The following is an 18,158-nucleotide window of genomic DNA, read 5'->3' as shown; positions in this document are numbered from 1 at the left end:
CCCTCTATCATTCCCATTTATGAATACCGAAAATCTTGATACCACCCATCCCGGTGAGATCGCAGCAGCCAATGAGAGCCGCTTCAACGCCGCTCATTTTTCCGAACCGCTGACGGCCTTCACCGTCGGCTGGAAAGACCCCGAGAACCTGGACGAGCTGCTCGAGTTCGTCGCCCCGCGTGTGTCTGTCGGCCGACGCTTCGAGTTCAAGCGTGCGACCAACGCCGAGGCGTTTTTCTCCGAGACGGATGACGTCCGCGCCATCGGCAGCGCCTTCAAACGCGTCGAGTACAGCGGCGACACCGTCAACGCCAAGACCCTCAACAAGGGCCTGACCATGCGCATCGACCACGACGAGGTCTACGGCGACGACTGGCAGGAGCGCTATGTGCAGATCCTGCTCCAGCGCCTGCTTCGCAACGAACTGCGCCGCGCCATCAACGCGCTCGACAGTGCCGCCACCGCCACCAGCAACGTCTGGGACGACGACTCCTCCCCCGATGCCGATATCCGCGCCGCCCTCATCGACGCCACCGACGAGAGCGGTGTGCGCCCGAACCGCCTGCTCTTCGGCGAGTCGGCCTGGGATCTGCGCGCGAACGCCTACGAGAGCCAGGAGAACGCAGGGGCCTTCCGCTCGCTGGCCCTGGACCCTCAGAGCCTCGCCCGCAAGCTGTTCGTCGACGGCGTGCGCATCGCCGGTGCCCGCTACCAGAGCAGCGCCAGCGACAAGAGCGGCCTGATCGGTAACGCCGTCTACGCCTTCTACGAGCAGAACGCCGTGACGAAGGACGAGCCCTCGAACCTGAAGCGCTTCGTCACGCCGGTGGACGGCGGCGGCAGCTTCCGCGTCTACGTGGAAGAATCCGCCAAGTACACGGACCTGACCGTCGAGCACTACAGCACGGTCATGGCCACCAGTGAGCTGGGCATCCGCAAGCTCGCGCTCAGCGCCTCCTAACCACCAACCGGGAGGGCGGGCGGCCACTCCCCCGCCCTTCCACAATCATTATTGTTCTGTCATGACAAACTGGATACCACTCACCGAGTCTGACCTGCGCACCATCCTCAACGCTGCGCAGATCGAGACTCTCCACACCCGCCCCCATCGCGGGGGCAGCGCCGACCCACTGGCTGCGATCCTGGAGCAGACGGTCGCACGCATCCGCACCGAGATCCGAAGCTGTGAGACCAATGTCCTCTCCGAGGATGAGACGCTGATCCCGCCGGAGCTCAAGCGCACAGCCTGCCAGCTCGCGCTGGCAGAGATCCCCGGCCTCATCCGTGGCTTTGTCCTGACAGAGTCGCAGGAAGAGGCTGTCGACGAAGCCCTCGACATCCTCGACCGCATCCGCGACGGCGATCTGCCCGTGCGCGTCCCCACCGCCCCGACGCCCTCTCCCGAGGTGCGCACACAGTTCGGCCTCGAAGTCACCCGCAAGCGTATCAACCGCATCAGTGGCGACCAGCTGAACGGCCTCTAATCCCACTCCACTTTTCAAACAAAAAAATACCATGAGTACTTTATCCAAAACTCGCATCCGCATCCAGGCGGACCTGTTCACCTTCACATCGTTCACCGACATCCTGCGTGACGACGACGGATACCGGCCCAAATTCCGTGCCGGGGACGACGTGCAGTTCGAGATCGCGTTCTTCAACGAGGGCGAGCTCCAGGACATCTCCGACATCTCAGCCGTCACCCTGGAAATCAAGCCGCTCGACGACGAGCTCGCAGCGCGCTTTGACGAGGACGACGACGCGGATAACTACGACCTGCGCGGCCCGGACATCACGCTGACCCCCATCCGCAGTAAAACGCTCTCCGCCGCTGACCTCAACGCCACTCTGTCCCTAACTGATTGGGAAGGCGGCGAACAGGATGACTGCCACGCGCTCATCTCGATCAGCTCCGCCGAAAGCAATATCGCAGCCGGTGACCGCTGGCTGACGATTGGCGTCGTCACCAACGACGATCCGGGCATCACCCGCACGGTATGCGCCGGACCGATTCGCGTGCTGGGCGGTGGCCTCAGCCAGTCTTCCACCCCGGTGGACAACGAAACGGAAACTTTTTATAACAGCGACGAATCCGACGCGCGCTACCTGAAGCAAAACGCAAACCTGGCTGGGCTGACCGACACGGCAGCAGCCCGCGAGAACCTCGGCCTCGGTGAAAGCGACAGCCCCAGCTTCGCAGGGCTGGAAGTTGCCAGCGGCGGCAGCGTTGATTTTAACGGCAATCGCCTGACCGGTGTGGGTGATGCCATCGCAGACACAGACGCCCTCAACCTGCAAACAGCTGACGCGCGCTATTTAAATGCGTTCAAACCGCTCAGCCACGTTGAGACCTCTATCGAGGACATCGGGCTGTACCTGAACGAGTACCCCGTGCATGCCCTGCGGGGGCCGGGTATACCGGCACGGACGGCTGTGGTCACGAACCAGAGCGGCTACGCCATCACGGCTCGCCGGGCCAAGCCGGGCGTATTCTCGCAGGCGCTTGAGTTTCAGGGCTTCTGGGATGCCTCCGCCGGTAATCCCCCTGCCGGGTATGCCAGCATCTCCGGTGTCGTCTATCCCGGCGCGTACTGGATTTGCGGCGTGGCTGGTACGTTCACGCCTCCCGGTGGTTCGGCTACGGCGGTAGCGGTAGGTGATACCCTCGTGTACGTCGAGGACCGCAGCCACACCCCGACCGACAGCGACGATGACATCGCGTGGGTGATCATCCCCGGTGATGCCGGTGACTACATCTGCCGCGATTCGAACTTTGACGCCTCGGCCGGCACAATGCCGGGTGAGCTCGTGCTCGCAGCCTCTGGCTGGTCAACCTCCGGGGGCTCCAATATGGAGGAGATTTACGTCAACACCCCGCACAGCTTTTGGGCGAAAAACACCAAGGTAAGCACATCGACGGGCCAGATGACCCAAGACACAGATGCGGTTACGCTGGCCGTTGGCGAGCGCATCGTGATCAGCGGGGTCATGGAGACGACGGAGGGAAGCTCCTCAACGACGACCGACCTCCAGAACACTTCCGGCACGCGGATCGTGGACAGCAGCATCACCATCAGCGACGGGCAGTTTTCCAGTATCCACCGGCTCGCTACGGCGGTCACTGCCGCTGCCGTCCGGGTCAAAATCCAGAATACCGAGTTTGCCGATGCGACCGCCATCCGCGTGAGCGACATCCGCGCGCATAAATACTACCCCGAAAACCAGTATGTCATCGTCGGCACGGCGGGCACGGTCAACGGCCTCGATCTGGAGGTGGGCGACTGGATGGTCTCGAACGGTGACGGCACATGGCGGCGCATTGCCATGGCTCCGCTCGCCTCTATCGCGGACGGCGCAAGCGTGCAGCTCAGCGTCTCCAACCGGCTCGACGAGCTGGAGTTTTCCCACGGCCAGACGGCGGGCACCATCGTGCGCCTCGATCTGCAAGCGGCCAAGGATAAGGTATATCAGGTCGCGCTCAGCGGCGGCACAATCGGCCTGACCGAGGACGGCGCAAGCGTGGACATTTCCGCTATCGCCGGTACCGCGAACACCAGCCCGGCCTTTACTGCCGATGGGCGCTATCTGACATGGACGGCGGACGGATCGCCCGTAGCGGCCAGCATCGCCGAGACTGCGCAGTTCCCGACGGTCGGCACAGAAGTCACAGCAAGCCCGACCACCGGCGGCGCGATCGTCCTCTACGGCGACTCGCTGGCGTATCAGCTCGGCAATACCATGTCCACGCTGTTTGGCCGGACGGTTTACAACCGTGGGGCCGGTGGCCGCAAATCCTTTGAGACGCTCGGGCAGGTCATTACCGATGCGCGCGGCGGAGAGGGGTACGACGTGCTCCCGTGGATTTTCGAGGTCGGTGCTAATGATGGCCCGAACCGTGTCGGTGCCGTCCTCGGTGCTATCGCCGAGACTCGCGAATGGCAGCGCACCGCAGATAAGCACATCGTCTTTATCGCCTGCGCTCCTGCGGCCTCGTACATGACATTCGAGTCCGGGGCGGGCGGTGCTGAGGGCTCACTGCTCATTTCACGTTCGCGGCAGACAGACTTCGGGGACTACTACGTTGACCTGCTCGCTGGCGCCCGCCGTATCTTCGGGACTGCCTACGTGGTGGATGCATGGCAGACGATGATCGACGACCTGACCGCTGAGGGTGACACGTGGGACCCGCGTTTCCCCGGACAGACACAGCTTCAGGTTGCGCTCCAGTACCGTGTGACCCCGTGGCGCTACAGCGGCTCGACCGAGGACGACCCGATCATCAATGCCGCCAACTACTCGCCCGACCACTTCCAGGGCTTCGTCAGCAGCGTGCCGACGCCGACCAGTGTGCAGTACGACTACTGGATCGTGTCGAGCAGCTTCAGCACCTCGACCAGCATCATCCCGAACAGCGCCACCCTCAAGGTCGGTGACATCATCTGGGACGATGGCACCGGCACGCTCTACGCCACCACACAGGACAGCATCCACCCCAATCAGTACGGCAAGGACGCCATCGCCGCCGCCGTCAAGGCCATCTACGACGCCGAAGGCTGGTAATAAAAGCCATACAGCCATGAATAGTACCTGGCTCACCGATCCGGCCGTCCCCAGCGCAGAACCGCGCTGGGGGCGGCGCCTGCGGCGACGCGGAAAGTCCTCCACCAGCTACGCCATCTGGCGACCGCAGGAGTTCACCGCGTTCTACGACGGCAAACTCGGCGTCATCTTTTACGCACACCCCGGTGAGTTGACGGACTTCGCCAGCACTCCCGCAGGCGATGGCTTCAAGGGCGTGCTGCGTGGGGCTGGCCGACTCCATGACCTCATGGATAAGGGCACGCATGCGCTCGTGGCTACGAAAGAAGCCATTCGCAAGCTCAGTCAAGCTGCCGCGGCGCGGGACTGCTCTGCTCACCCCTTCACGCTGGATGAGCTGACTGATATGGGCTGGAAACTCTCCACCCGCGACCTCTCCATCTGGGCCGCAGGGGGCATCTACTACCGTATGCTGCGGGCGGGCGGTTTTCCGCGTTGGCGCGCTCATCTGCACCGCTTCGGTCTGCGCATGTTTCAGCACTTTTACCGTTGGGCCTGGGCCGGTAATGCCTTCGAGGACGCCGGCCCCCGCACCACAAAACTCAAATAACACAACCTCATGAAAATTTATTACCACACCCTCCTCGCGCTCGCCCTGGGCGCTGCTGCCCTCCTCACCGGCTGCAACAACGTGCCCGCCTCCGCCACCACAACGGCCAGCGTGGCCGGTGGTGACTGGGTGGAATACAGCAGCCCAAAGGCAACTGACATCACCATCGAGTCCGCCAGGGTCAATCCGGACGGCACTGTCGAGATTACTGGCCTGAAGATCGTCGCCAATCCCGACGAAGCCGTCGTCAACAAGACTGCCGAGTCCGACGCTGCCCGCTACCAGATGTGGCAGAGCGGGTTTGACGCCGGATCGCAGACCCTCATGCAGGGCCTTCAGCTCGGCGCGGGGCTCCTGGGAAACGCTGGCACCTCGTCGGTATCTCCGCCCGCCTCTACCTCGGACTCTGAAGGGTAATTGCCGACTTTGGCGTGTACAGCATCAGTGCGTACAGATAGATTTACTGCATCTGTATAAACGAGAGTAACGCATTAATAACCGCTGAAAACATTAGCATATTTCCCCTTAAATAATACTTCTTTCACGCCGATATTGAAATGATGCGTTCTGCCCTCCTTGTACTCGTTTTGCCTGTTTTGCTATTTGTCTCGGGCCATGCTCGTGCCGGTATTAACGACCCCGAGCTGAAAGATATCCTTGATCGCCATATCGAGGCCCGCGGGGGCCTATACGCGATCAAAGATTTGGTAAGCCTGAGGAGCGAAGGAGATTTGACCAAGGACGGCGAACATATCGCCGATGTCATCATCGTACAAAAGTATCCCGATAAGATCCGCATCGTCATGGATCATGATGTGACCAAGCTCACACTCGGCTATGACGGCAAAACCTGCTGGTTCTCCAAAAGCATCAACAACCACAAGGGAGACTGTATAAAGCTGGAGGGGGACGAGCAGAGTGACATCGTGCGCGAATCCGATATCATTGACCCACTCGTCCACTATCGTGACACCCCCTACACTTATCGCCTGGCTCCTGCCCAGGATGTTGATGGCAGTGCTACCTACGTGATCAAGATCACGCGCCCAGACACATCCGGCTTCGAACTTTATTATCTATCTGAGGAGAGCTTGCTACCGATCCAGCGAGAGGTATTTCTGCCCGATGGAAACGGGGGCACGACCCGCTACTCGCGCAGCACCTACGCTGACTGGCGGACGGTGAACGGCGTGCTCCTCCCCTATTTGGTCGAGACCCAGCTCAGCAGCGGACACTCTCAGACCCTGCAGTGGGAGACGATCTCCCCCAACACCGGGGTCTTTGATTACTATTTTAAAAAACCTGATTGAGGCACGGTTTGACCCTTAAACAGCGGGGATAAAGACCGGAACCCAGCCCTTGACCCGGCGAATAAAGTGCCTAAAGGTTTTCCCGAATCGTAGGACACTTCGCCATGCATCGCCTCTCTTCTATCCTCCGGCACTCTCTGCCCATCTTCGCTCTGACCATCGCTGCAGCCGTCCAGGCTGCCGATACCATCACGCCTCGGCTGTTCTCGCCCAAGCGTACCGGTGACAGCTATTGGTTCAGAGATGATCGCACCACCTCATCCAGCACGATCATCACCCAGAAAGGGACGATCGTCGGCTCCGACCGCACCAGCTCTCATACCGTCTTTGAGGCAAATGTATCGGTCATCAAGAACAACGCCACCGGTAAGGCCACCGAGGAGCGCTTCACGGTGATCGAGTTTACTGGCAGTAAAAACGGTGGTGAGGCGCAGCAACTGCTCGCACCCGGCACGGTTTTCTCCGCCAAGCTCAAGCTGCGCGAAAAGATTTACACCACCGCCGATGGAGAGAAGCTCTCCCCCGAGGCAGTCAGCTTCCTCAACCAGATTATCGCCCTGCGCGATAACTCCATCACCGACGAGGATATCTTTGCTCCCGAGGCTCCCGTCTCCGTCGGCGAAAGCTGGCCCATCAACGCCGATCTCGCCTCCGAGGACTTCAACTTCGACATGACCCTGCAGACCGACCCCAAGTACCTGGAGGGCACGGTCACCCTGATCGACGCGGACGACTACGAGGGCACCCCCAGTTTGCATTTACTGAGCGAGATCAGCATCTCGCGGGTTAAACTGCCCGAGCAGAAAAATCTTCGCCTCATCAAGGGTGACGTATTATTCCTCTCCGAGAACTGGCTGCCGCAGGAGGGCCCCGTCTACCCGCTGCACCAGAAAACCGAGATGAAGATTGTCTTCATCGCGGACCCGTCCGAGCAGGACGCCTTCACGCCGCGCCGCATCATGTCCACCACTGAGATCACGGCTATCATCGACGCCAAGCCCATGCCCCGCGACGAGTCGGTCACCGAGGTGGATCGCACGCTCGGTATCCGCCGCTAGCTTTAAGCGGCCAGGCACTCAGCCGCTCTCGAAGAGAACACCCACGTGCGTGTTCTGGTAATGCGACACCGGAGGGACCAGAGGGGACCTGCCTGCTCTCGCACAGTCTGATTGCTTATCAGTAATGAACCCGTAGGGCTTTAGCGACCTGCGAACGCCCAATGCCTATCCATAAAAAAGCGGCCCCCGATGTGGAGGCCGCCAGTATTAAAAGGTTCTGTGTGCTGAATACTAGAACAGGTTCTTGACCGCGTTCACGGCATCATCAACCGCGTCGTCACCGGTATCGGTCGCACCCTTGATGATGTTCAGCCCGGCCCCTGCCGGGTCCTTGGCGATCTCTTCGACCTGCTTGGATACCTGATCGATGATGGCCACGAGGACGTCGGAGAGCACCTTGTCCACCACGGCTGCCGGGGTGATACCCGTCTCGCTCTCGTTGTTGAGGTGGATGTCCGGGATTTTAACCTTCACAGACTGCCCCAGCACGGTGGCGTTGGCGGTGGCCCCCTCGACAGTCACCTTGTGGATGACAAACTTCTTGCTGCTCTTGGGAGCTGCGTCGGGCTCGGTGGCGGGTGCCTGCGCAGGTGCCTGAGTGGTGTCATCAGCCTTACCGGAGAAGTCCTTTACGTTGTCCAGAATCGTCTGCAGGTTGCTGGAGGTAAAGGTCTTCGTGATGTAGTTAAACTCCGCTTCCTTGATCACGATTTCGTTGATCACGATCGTATCGCTCATCACGGAGCTGGGCTCGATGTCCACGCTGATTTCCCCGAGGCTAAAGGCGTTGGCCGGGGGCTGGAAGTTATCGGGGTTGCCGACCTTGAGGTCAGCGATCAGGGCGTTACCGGAAAACACTGAGATGCCAACCGTTTCCACGCTGACGGCCGTCTGCGTGGCCTTCGGGCCGTAGGTGTTAATGGCGGACTTGACGGAGGAGCTGACGATGCTGTCCAGGAAGAAGTAAAGCACCACACAGGCGATGATGAAAAGGGCGAGAAGAGTCAGGAGAATTTTTTTGATCATAACAGATTAGATTAAGATGGGTTTAAGGATGTGTACCCTCGCCCACAACGCAAGGCTGGAAAGCCAATTAAGGCATCGACCCGAGGCCGTTAGGATACCGGGGATGAGGTGCTTTTCTTACCCCGCAAACGGCTCCACAGGCTGGCCGCCAGGCCCAGAACCGTCCCCGCGCCAAACCCTGCCACGTGCGCGAGGATGTCCGTGTTCTCACCCGTGGTCCCGGTCATCACCAGCACGGTTAGCCCTGCCGCCAGCGGCACCAGACGCGAGCGCAGGCGCTTCCACCCGGCGGGACTGAAGCCCACCGCCATCGCGTGCCCCACCAGCAGCCCCAGCGCTCCAAATATCGCCGTCGAGGCCCCCAGCGAGCGATATGCCTCCGCCCGGTAGAGCCACGCGCAGAAGGCGTTACCCAGCACGCCACTGAGCACCGTCAGCAGCCAGCCCACACGGTTACCGTAGACCTGCACGACGAGCCAGATCAGGCACACGCCAGAGACGAGATTGCCCGCCAGATGAGCGATATCGGCATGCAGCAGCAGCGCCGTGAAGCAGCGCCAAACCTCCCCCTGCCCCATTACCGCCTGCGAGCTGTTCGCGCCCCAGACTTTCAGCATGGGCCATAGCCACGCGGCTGCGAAGCACACGCTCAGGGTGATACCGTAAATCCACAGCCCCACAGCCGCATGCCGCACGGGCGGGGCTTTTTCTGCGCCCTGCGAGGGCGGCCAGTTGGCATTGTCCCTCTCAAACCGCACCAACTGCTCGGCCACGGCAGGCGCATGGGGGTCGTCCACACACAGCAGGTAGTACCCGCCCAGATGGAGCATGCGGTAGGATAACCCCATCGAGAGCACGACCAGAGCACGCTCGTTGGCCTCGCCAAAGCTCGTATACTCGCCGACCACGGCCAGCCCTTCGGGGACGGATTCGTGCACGCCTTTAGGGTTGCGGCACCGGGGCGCAGGCTCAAGCTTATACCCCATGGAAACTGCGCAATTCTCCAGCCAGATCGACGAGCTCAAGAAGTTGGTCAACGGCTGGGCGAAACGACCCTCCTGGGACGAATACTTTGCCGCCATGAGCATCCTCATGGCCTCACGCTCCCCCTGCGAGCGCCTCCATGTGGGCTGTGTCATCGTCTCGGATAACGAGCATAAAAACCGCCTGATCGCGGCCGGTTACAATGGCTTCCTCCCCGGCTCGCCGCACCTGTCCCGCATCCGTGACAGCCACGAGCAGGGCACCGTCCACGCTGAGCAGAATGCCATCGCCGATGCCGCGCGCCGCGGCGTCAATCTGGACGGAGCCACCGCCTACATCACCCATTTCCCCTGTATCAACTGCGCCAAGATCCTCTGCGCCGCCGGGATCAAGGTCGTCAAATACCTCGACGACTACCGCAACGATCCCATCGCGCTTGAACTTCTGCAAGAGGCCGGTGTCGAGGTGATTAAACTTTGACCCTGACCACCCCGCGCCCCTTTTTTGACTGACATGCAGCCCCAAGACCCACCGCCCTACTCTGGCTCACTTCTGGTGGCCCATCCGGGCCTGCATGACCCGAACTTCCGCAAAACGATCATCCTGATCTCCGCACATGATGAGGAGGATGGCTCTCTCGGCGTCATCATCAACCGCCCCACAGGCCAGACGCTCGGCGAGTTAAACGACGACTACACCTTTGGGCCGCTGGCACACGTCCCCGTCTACGAGGGTGGCCCGGTCCAAAAGGATCAGGTCCTGCTGGTCGCCTGGCACTGGATACCGGAGAGCGCCGCCTTCCGTGTTTACTTCGGGGTCTCCGAGGACAAGGTCCAGTCCCTCATGGCCGAGCAGCCGGGGATCGAGGTCCGTGCCTTTCTGGGCTACTCAGGCTGGTCCGAGGGTCAGCTCGAGACCGAGCGCAAGCAGAACGCCTGGCTCGTCGTCCCAATCAGCGGCCACCTGATGGAAGGGCTTGATGGCCCGGCCATGTGGCGCGAGATTCTGGCCAGCACCTCACCGGAGCTGATCTTTCTCGCCGACGCACCCGACGATCCGACGCGGAACTGATTACCGCCTCACCGCAGCATCATCCGGATTCTAAACGAATAAGCTGCCCGCCAGGGGCGCGCTCAGACGCCTACTGCATCCGCTGCTCGGATACATTCTGGCGCAGTCCCTGAAGCGTGCCGGAGAGCGTACGAATCGTCTCCACCGGGATGGTCAGGGTGCCGGTCAGGGTGTTTGAGCCGGTCTGGACATTCAGTTGCATGGGCGGCAGGTCCATCGCGCCAAGCTGACGGAGCATGAGGCTGGTCGAGGGCGTATTGGGTATCCGCATCTGACGCAGGCTCTGCAGGTATATCTGCTTGAGGTCGATATACCCGCTCAGCGCCTCACCGTTATTGAGGGTAAGTTTATCCGCCAGCGAGGTCTCGGCCGTCTCGTCTGCGGCTACGGCTGCGGCCAGCGCCTCCAGCTGTGCTGGCTGGTCAGAGACTACGATCATCCCGTCCACGATTTGGTGGCTGGGCGGTTCATACTGGTCGAGCGTGTTCAGGCTGCTCCCGGCCACGACATTACCCAGGGCTCCGGGCAGAGCCGACGAAACCGGACCGGTCTGCGAAGCACCCGCCGCCGTCTGCACAGCGCTGGCATACTCCTGCACCGGCACCTCTGTCAGCATGGCGGGCACGATCTCATTGAAAAGCTCGTCCAGCAGCTGGCTAAAGGGCTCCTGCTCCCAGTCCCCGCCGATAACCCCTGCGTAGTGCATCATCTCGGGCTCAAACTCCAGGCGGTACGCCCCGGTGCCATCCCAGTCATGGGCGATGGTCTTCAGCGTTTCCTCCAGCTTATCGTGAACCTTCGCATTTTCAGCACTCTCACCGGCGACCTCCATGCGTTGGAAAAAGACTTTGAGGTAGTCACTGACGGCGACCGGATCGACGTGGTAAATCAAACCGGCATTACCGGTGGCCGGGACAAAGCGGGCGACCGGCACATCTCCACCGGCCTTGGCCGAAAAGAGAGTGGCCTCCGGCGTACCCGCGTGCGCCACCTGGCGGATACCGAGCTGGAAGTTTTCCTGGTCAAGGCTCAGCCCAACCAGTCCGGTGTCGATATTCCGCAAATACGCGGCACCCGGATCTTTTGCGCCGGTGCTCAGCAGGTTGGCCGGGCTCTGTACCATCTCGAACTCGAAATCAAAGCTGCGCTCTTTGCGCAACAGGCGCAGAATCTCCTCGATATTTCCCTCGCTGACGTAGCTCAGGGAGGTCTGGTCGGGCGCGATCACGGTCCAGCCCGCGACATTCTTCACCGCGATCCCCTCAGCCTTGATCCGTCCGGGGATCGAGCTGTTAGCGTCAAACTTGACCAGCATCGCGTATCTCATGGACGTCGCGCTCAGCCCAGCTCCGGACTCGAAGCACACCACCCCGGCGTTTTCAGTCTGCGAAGCCCCCGGAAACATCGGGTACCCGACCTGCCCGAGCGTCAGCAGCGCCAGAAACTGGATCATCTGGTTCGTATCCGTGGCATAGCCAAAGGCGTTCACCTTCTGCGAGATCGAGGGCAGCGGCGGGCCACGCAGGACGGCGGTCGGCTGCGGGGCGAATTGGGCGTTCAGGCACAGCGCGCTCATCACGAGCAGCGCAGCCACTTTTCCCGGTCGGGAAAGGAGGTTCAGGGAAAACATGGATCGGGTGTGAGCAGTGTAGTTAATCAGCGGGTAAATCGACATATCCAGTGAGAGCTGAAGCGCCGGTTCACCCTCGCAGGGATATGAACCCCACAAAGAGAACATGGTTTGAATAAGCTTACCCACTCGCTGCAAGCGGTGTGGCAGCCTATTCAAGGGCATGACATAGGGATGTTGACCGTCGATGACAACGGCGAATTACCTTGGTCCGTCTCAACTGCCCACAGTTCCGTATTTTTTCTCATCTATCCCTCCTGAATCCGCACAATGACGGGCTCTGAGCCGGAAAATCAGGCATTAATCCCCCCGCGTGACCGGTAAAAAAGCTCCTTTTATCACTCGGCACTGCGGCTGCCAAAGCGCATCGTGGCTTGACAATCTGGCCTTCAAGGTGAAATCAAACACCTTGGACTTTTTAAGTATCGTGGGATTTCCTCATCTTTTCAGCCGACCCACCGCGTTCTGCGGAGGCCTGCCGGTGGTCCATTTTCTGTTCAACTTCGCGCATTAATGTATCTTCAAGCTCTCGCCAACCGCGTCCCCCCGACCGCTTATACTCAGAAAGACTGCTGGGAAATGCTCCAGCCGACCGAGCCTTTCAAGCAGCTGCTTCCCCGTTCCAGGTACATCCTGGAGAAAGTGCTTATCGGCGGTGCCAGCGGCATCGAAAAGCGCCACCTCGCCGTGCCGGATATCCAGAACGTCTTCAAGAAGGACGGGGGTCAGCTCAACCGCGAGTTCGAGCGTGAAGGTCCCCTCCTGGCCGCTCAGGCCCTGACAGATGCCCTCGACCAGGCTGGCCTCAAGGCCAATGAGCTGGACGCCATTATCGCCTGCACTTGCACCGGCTACATCTGCCCCGGCATCACCAGCTACGTGGCCGAGCGCCTCAACATGCGCCGCGACACCTACCTGCAGGACATCGTCGGCCTCGGCTGCGGTGCCGCGGTCCCCACCCTTCGCGCCGCCGAGGGTATGATCGCCGCCAACCCCGGCATGAAGGTCGGCGTCATCGCCGTGGAAATCTGCTCCTCCGCCTTTTACATCGACGACGACCCCGGCGTCCTCGTCTCCCTCTGCCTCTTCGGCGACGGCTGCTCGGCCAGCATCTGGTCCGACAAGCCCGGCCCCACCGGCCTGAAGACCAAGGGCTTTGACACCGTCCACATCCCCGAGGACCGCGAGCTGCTCCGCTTTGAGAACAAGGACGGCAAGCTCCGCAACAAGCTGCACCTCTCCGTCCCGCAAAAGGCCGCCAAGGCCGTCGAAAGCCTCTACGCGAAGCAGGACAAGAGCACCATCTCCCATGTCCTCTCCCATGCCGGTGGCCGCGACGTGCTGATCGCCGTCGGTAAGAAGATCAAGTACCCGAACCTGCACGAGGCAGAGGTCGTTCTGGCCAACTATGGCAACATGAGCAGCCCCTCCGTCCTCTTCGCGCTCGACGAGTACCTGAAGTCCGACTCCATCGACCAGCTCGACGGCAAGGATCTGTGGCTGACCAGCTTTGGTGCCGGTTTCGCTGCCCACTCCTTCCGCCTCGGTCGCTAGTCAGCACTACCGAGCTGGCCTGCTGGTATCGGCCAACCCTACCGTTTCAGCGATAACGCTGGCAGGCGTAGCCTGTCTTTTGCCTCGACATGGCCCCCGCCAGTTTTAACGCTCCTTCCTTCACAGACATACACATCTAGACACGATTGATCCCATGAGCAAGGAACTCGAAGAAGGCTCCACCCTGAACCTGGACTTTACGAAACTCAGAAAAGTCGCCAACTGTGAGGCCGACGTGCTGCCCGCTGTCGCCCAGGACGCTGACACCGGCGAGGTGCTCATCCTCGGCTACGCAAACGAGCTCGCCCTCAAGACCGCCATTGCCGAGGGCATGGCCACCTTCTGGAGCACCTCCCGTAACGAGCTCTGGATCAAGGGCAAGACCTCGGGCGACTTCCTCGAAATCGTCGAGATCCGCGTCAACTGCGAGCAGAACTCCCTGCTCTACCTCGTCCGCCCCAAGGGCAAGGGCGCCTGCCACACCAAGGACAGCTCCGGCACCGCTCGCAGCGGGTGCTACTACCGCCGCCTCAAGGCCGACGGCACCCTCGAGTTCGTCTCCGGTAAGGAGTAACCGACAAACAACTTTCTCCCCGTAACCGCGCCGCCCCTGTTGGCCGCGCGGTTATTTTATGCCCACACTCGGCCACCATACCTCGCGTACTGCGGCTTGCCAGCAGCCCGGTGAGTCCGGTATTTTTCATCCGGCATGTCACTCCAGATCTCGACTTCCGGTAATACCCGTTCCCTGCCCGGAGCGATCTTTCTCTTTCTCTTTGGTACCTTTTTCGCAGGCCTTGGCGCTGTCTCCTTCAATGCCGCCTTGGAGAAAGGCGACCAGCCGATAATGGCCTATGCCCTGTGCAGCCTGTTTATCGTGGTCGGCTTGGGCGTGATCGGGCTGGCTTTTTATACCCTCGTAAGGGGTAACGAATCCAAAAAGCTCGCTCAGCTGTACCCCGGCCAACCCTGGCTCCACAACAAGACGTGGGCCAGCGGACGGATCAAGGACAGCGGGCTCTCCGGCGTGGTCATGCTGGGCTTTTTCGCTGCGTTCTGGAACGTCATCGCCTGGGGCGCAACGATCGCCATGATCAACTCCGGCGACTTGGGCCGCGAACCGGCCACCTACTTCGTGCTGCTGTTTCCGCTCATCGGCATCGGGCTGGCCGGAGCCGCCGTTTATCAGCTCCTGCGCTGGCGTAAGTACGGCACCTCAGTCTTTGAGCTGGCGGAGATACCCGGCGTCATCGGCGGTAATCTCGGGGGCGTCATCCTCACCAAGGCCAAGGTCCACCCCGAGGAGGGTTTCAAGCTCAAGCTGCGCAGCGTCCATGAGTGGACCTCCGGCACCGGTAAAAACCGCAGCACTCACCGCGAAACGCTCTGGGAGGACGAGCAGACCATCGAGCAGGAAGCCTTTGCTAACGACCCTACGCGCACCGCGCTGCCCGTCCTCTTTTTCATCCCCTACTCCTGTAAGCCTACCCAGCGCATTAACGCCCGGACACAGAACTACTGGGAGCTGACCGCCAGCGCAAAATCCCCCGGCGTGGACTACAAGTCCACCTTTCGCGTGCCGGTTTTCATCACCCCGGAGAGCAGCGCCGACGCCCGCCCGCCGGAGACGAATGATTACGCCGCTCCTCCCCCGCTGGCAGATATTTCTACGATTTCCGGCCTCACGATCCGCCCGGACTTTTCCGGCGCCGAGGTCCTGGAGCTGCGCCCCATGCGCCATCTCCTGCTCCTGCTCATCCCCATCATCATCGGCGTCGGGATGATCGTCGGGGCGATCTTCGCCTGGAACAGCAGCATGCCGAAAATCTTTCCGCTCGTCTTCCTCGGGTTCGGGCTGCTTATCGCCTATGGCATCGGCTCATCGCTCCTGGCCGCCCTGCGCATCAGCCTCTTTGACGACCGGCTGGAGATCCGCCGGGGCATCCTCGTACCGAGTAAGCTGCAGACCATCCCCCGCGAGCGTATCGAGCGCATGGAGGCCCACCAGAGCATGTCCTCGGGGAACACTACATTTTTCAATATCAAGATCTACACCACCGACGGCCAGACGGTCTCGCTCCCCACACTCATTAAAGACCGGCGCCTCGCAGACGCCTTTATCGCCAAGCTCAGCCAGCCTTCCCGCAAGCGCCGTTGATCGCCTCTGCCAGAGAGAAAATCAATCAGTTTTTTTCTAGGCTCACACGTTGCGCCTAACGCTGTTAGAGGTATGCTGATAAACATATGAAATCTGTCCCTATCGCTCCCTCTCTCCAAACAAGCGGCATGGTTTACTTCCCACGCATGCTGGACAAGATCCGCAAGTTCGCCGCTGATGAACTCCGTGAAGACTTCTGCGACCGACTGGGTGAAGGCTTCGACGGCTTTTGCTGTAACTTCCTGCGCGTCAAGTACTCCGACCTTCGTGAGCGCACACTTCAGGGCGGCTCAGACGAGGAGATCCTCCGCTGGTGCTTCCAAAATGGCCGCGAGCTGAATGCCGGAGACCTGATGATCTGGAACGGCTTCCTATCCAAAGTCGGCTGGCGCGACTTCGCCACCGGCCGTCTGGAGGAGTTTAAAAAATCCTCCGGGCTCACCGACCGCGATGACATCGAGACCATCTTTGAGTTCATGGTCGCCGACGAGGCACTCGACACCCCCACAGACTGCATCTGCGGAGGCTGATTGCTGTAGTACTTATCCACTACAGTTAAACCTTCCAGCATCCGCCACCCCCGCACGACACACGGGGACACGGCCAGACGAGCTGCGCCCCTGGCGGCACAGAAGTTCGCTTGAGCCGACGATGGCCATGGGCCAGGGACAAAGTCCTTGGCTACGCCTTCGGGTGGATCATCGCCTTCGGATCGAGCGCCTTGTCGATCTCGGCCTCGTCCATCAGCTTTTCTTCGAGCAGAACTTCCTTCAGGGTCTTGTTTTCCTTGTGGGCCTTCTTGGCCACTCGCGCGGCGTTGTCGTAGCCGATGTACGGGTTGAGAGCCGTCACCAGCATGAGCGAGCGCTCCACCAGCTCGCTGCAGCGGACCTCGTTCGGCTCGATCCCGCTCACGCAGCGCTCGGCAAAGGTCGTCGCCCCGTTGGCCAGCACAAGCACGCTGTCGTGCAGCGCGTAGGCGATGGTCGGGATCGTTACGTTTAGCTCAAAGTGGCCATCCCGCCCGCACATGGCCACGAGATTGCTCATGGCGATGACATAGTTGGAGGCCTGCACGATCATCTCGCTCATCACGGGGTTGACCTTACCCGGCATGATCGAGGAGCCCGGCTGCGTCGGCGGCAGATTCAACTCACCCAGCCCTGAGCGCGGCCCCGAGCCGAGCAGACGAATGTCGTTGGCGATCTTCGTCAGGCTGGCGGCAATGGTGGCCAGCAGCCCGGCGACCTCTACGCAGTCGTCGCGCCCGCCCTGCGCCTCGAAATGGTTGTCCGCCTCGCGGAACCCGATCCCCGTCTTTTCGCGTAAGACCTCGCAGACCAGCCCCGGAAAGTCCGGGTGGCAATTGATCCCGGTGCCGACGGCGGTCCCGCCGATAGCCAGTTCCTCCAGCCGGTCGATGGCGTCCTCGGCCCGGACGACAGCCTTACGCACCTGCGCAGCATAGCCGGAGAACTCCTGCCCCAGCGACAGCGGGGTCGCGTCCATCAGGTGTGTGCGCCCGATCTTGATGATCTGTTCAAAAGCCTCCGCCTTGGCGTCGAGCTCTTCGAAGAGCTGCTTCAGCGCGGGGACAAGAGTCTCCTTGATCGCCACCGCCAGGCTGACGTGCAGCACGGTCGGTACGATGTCGTTGGAGGACTGCCCGAGGTTCACGTCGTCGTTCGGGTGGATCGGCTGCTTCGAGCCGATCGGCTTGTCCACGTATTGGCAGACGCGATTCGAGACGACCTCGTTCAGGTTCATGTTTGAAGAGGTCCCACTACCCGTCTGAAAAACATCGACCGGGAAATGCTCCGAGAGCTTACCCTCGATCACCTCCTGGCAGGCACGCTTGATCAGCTCCGCCTTTTCCGGTGTGAGGCGGCCCAGCTTTTCGTTGGCATCCGCACAGGCCCACTTGACCAGTCCCAGCCCACGGATAAACCCTTCCGGCATCCGGTGGCCGCTGATCGGAAAGTTCAGCACGGCCCGCTGCGTTGACGCCCCATAGAGTGCCTCCTCCGGCACTTCCATCTCGCCCATAGAGTCTTTCTCAATACGCATAATCCCTAAGTATACACCATATCGTTTCTTTCGCGACAACTCAAAGTTGATCCACACCTGCACCCCGCAAACAACTCAGCCTTTTTACCGAACTCTACCCGCGCCTAACGGCTACAAGGTATTTCTATTAAAAATAGGCTGATTACCCCAC

The 18,158-nt window shown here is 60.8% G+C and carries 17 protein-coding genes; 13 read left to right on the top strand and 4 right to left on the bottom strand.

Going from position 1 to position 18,158, the window contains the following annotated elements; genetic code table 11:
• Positions 1–19: 19 nt before the first annotated feature.
• From K0V07_RS10685 to K0V07_RS10655, 7 genes are all read left to right on the top strand, one after another.
• On the top strand, positions 20–961 hold the full coding sequence (locus K0V07_RS10685; protein WP_220621378.1) for a hypothetical protein: 942 nt from the start codon (positions 20–22) through the stop codon (positions 959–961).
• A gap of 61 nt (positions 962–1,022) precedes the next feature.
• Positions 1,023–1,484, top strand: coding sequence for a hypothetical protein (locus K0V07_RS10680; RefSeq protein WP_220621377.1), 462 nt, complete (start codon positions 1,023–1,025; stop codon positions 1,482–1,484).
• A 31-nt stretch (positions 1,485–1,515) separates the two neighbouring features.
• On the top strand, positions 1,516–4,560 hold the full coding sequence (locus K0V07_RS10675; protein WP_220621376.1) for a hypothetical protein: 3,045 nt from the start codon (positions 1,516–1,518) through the stop codon (positions 4,558–4,560).
• 16 nt (positions 4,561–4,576) lie between these two features.
• Entirely contained in the window at positions 4,577–5,149 is a 573-nt protein-coding gene (locus K0V07_RS10670; RefSeq protein ID WP_220621375.1) for a hypothetical protein, read from the top strand.
• Positions 5,150–5,158: 9 nt separating this feature from the next.
• Complete coding sequence (locus K0V07_RS10665; protein ID WP_220621374.1) at positions 5,159–5,566, top strand: hypothetical protein; 408 nt, start codon at positions 5,159–5,161, stop codon at positions 5,564–5,566.
• A gap of 170 nt (positions 5,567–5,736) precedes the next feature.
• Entirely contained in the window at positions 5,737–6,459 is a 723-nt protein-coding gene (locus K0V07_RS10660; RefSeq protein WP_220621373.1) for an outer membrane lipoprotein-sorting protein, read from the top strand.
• A 104-nt stretch (positions 6,460–6,563) separates the two neighbouring features.
• Complete coding sequence (locus tag K0V07_RS10655; RefSeq protein WP_220621372.1) at positions 6,564–7,517, top strand: hypothetical protein; 954 nt, start codon at positions 6,564–6,566, stop codon at positions 7,515–7,517.
• Between the two features lie 231 nt (positions 7,518–7,748).
• Here the strand turns inward: K0V07_RS10655 and K0V07_RS10650 are convergent, their stop codons facing one another.
• Positions 7,749–8,543 (bottom strand): AsmA family protein, encoded by a 795-nt coding sequence (locus tag K0V07_RS10650; RefSeq protein WP_220621371.1) that lies wholly within the window; start codon positions 8,541–8,543, stop codon positions 7,749–7,751.
• Positions 8,544–8,632: 89 nt separating this feature from the next.
• Positions 8,633–9,481, bottom strand: coding sequence for a rhomboid family intramembrane serine protease (locus K0V07_RS10645; protein WP_220621370.1), 849 nt, complete (start codon positions 9,479–9,481; stop codon positions 8,633–8,635).
• Positions 9,482–9,527: 46 nt separating this feature from the next.
• Here K0V07_RS10645 and K0V07_RS10640 point away from each other — a divergent pair, with 46 nt between their 5' ends.
• Both K0V07_RS10640 and K0V07_RS10635 read left to right on the top strand, forming a co-directional pair.
• Entirely contained in the window at positions 9,528–10,007 is a 480-nt protein-coding gene (locus K0V07_RS10640) for a cytidine/deoxycytidylate deaminase family protein (protein ID WP_220621369.1), read from the top strand.
• Positions 10,008–10,040: 33 nt separating this feature from the next.
• Positions 10,041–10,598, top strand: coding sequence for a YqgE/AlgH family protein (locus tag K0V07_RS10635; protein WP_220621368.1), 558 nt, complete (start codon positions 10,041–10,043; stop codon positions 10,596–10,598).
• Between the two features lie 70 nt (positions 10,599–10,668).
• Here K0V07_RS10635 and K0V07_RS10630 read toward each other — a convergent pair whose 3' ends face one another.
• Positions 10,669–12,228 carry a hypothetical protein gene (locus K0V07_RS10630; protein ID WP_220621367.1) on the bottom strand — a complete coding sequence of 520 codons (1,560 nt, stop codon included), beginning with the start codon at positions 12,226–12,228 and terminating at the stop codon, positions 10,669–10,671.
• A gap of 513 nt (positions 12,229–12,741) precedes the next feature.
• On the opposite strand from K0V07_RS10630, the gene K0V07_RS10625 reads away from it, so the two are divergent.
• The 4 genes from K0V07_RS10625 (at position 12,742) to K0V07_RS10610 (ending at position 16,470) form a co-directional block, all read left to right on the top strand.
• On the top strand, positions 12,742–13,782 hold the full coding sequence (locus tag K0V07_RS10625) for a 3-oxoacyl-[acyl-carrier-protein] synthase III C-terminal domain-containing protein (protein ID WP_220621366.1): 1,041 nt from the start codon (positions 12,742–12,744) through the stop codon (positions 13,780–13,782).
• A 154-nt stretch (positions 13,783–13,936) separates the two neighbouring features.
• Entirely contained in the window at positions 13,937–14,356 is a 420-nt protein-coding gene (locus K0V07_RS10620; RefSeq protein WP_220621365.1) for a phosphoribosyl-AMP cyclohydrolase, read from the top strand.
• A gap of 135 nt (positions 14,357–14,491) precedes the next feature.
• Entirely contained in the window at positions 14,492–15,940 is a 1,449-nt protein-coding gene (locus K0V07_RS10615; protein ID WP_220621364.1) for a PH domain-containing protein, read from the top strand.
• An 86-nt stretch (positions 15,941–16,026) separates the two neighbouring features.
• On the top strand, positions 16,027–16,470 hold the full coding sequence (locus tag K0V07_RS10610) for a DUF5069 domain-containing protein (RefSeq protein ID WP_220621363.1): 444 nt from the start codon (positions 16,027–16,029) through the stop codon (positions 16,468–16,470).
• Between the two features lie 151 nt (positions 16,471–16,621).
• Here the strand turns inward: K0V07_RS10610 and K0V07_RS10605 are convergent, their stop codons facing one another.
• On the bottom strand, positions 16,622–18,007 hold the full coding sequence (locus tag K0V07_RS10605; RefSeq protein WP_220621362.1) for a class II fumarate hydratase: 1,386 nt from the start codon (positions 18,005–18,007) through the stop codon (positions 16,622–16,624).
• Positions 18,008–18,158: the final 151 nt, after the last annotated feature.

This window comes from Ruficoccus sp. ZRK36 (assembly GCF_019603315.1).
In the GTDB taxonomy this organism is placed as follows: Bacteria; Verrucomicrobiota; Verrucomicrobiia; order Opitutales; family Cerasicoccaceae; genus Ruficoccus.
Note: the sequence above shows the minus strand (reverse complement) of the source record. Positions and strands in the feature narration are given on the sequence as shown.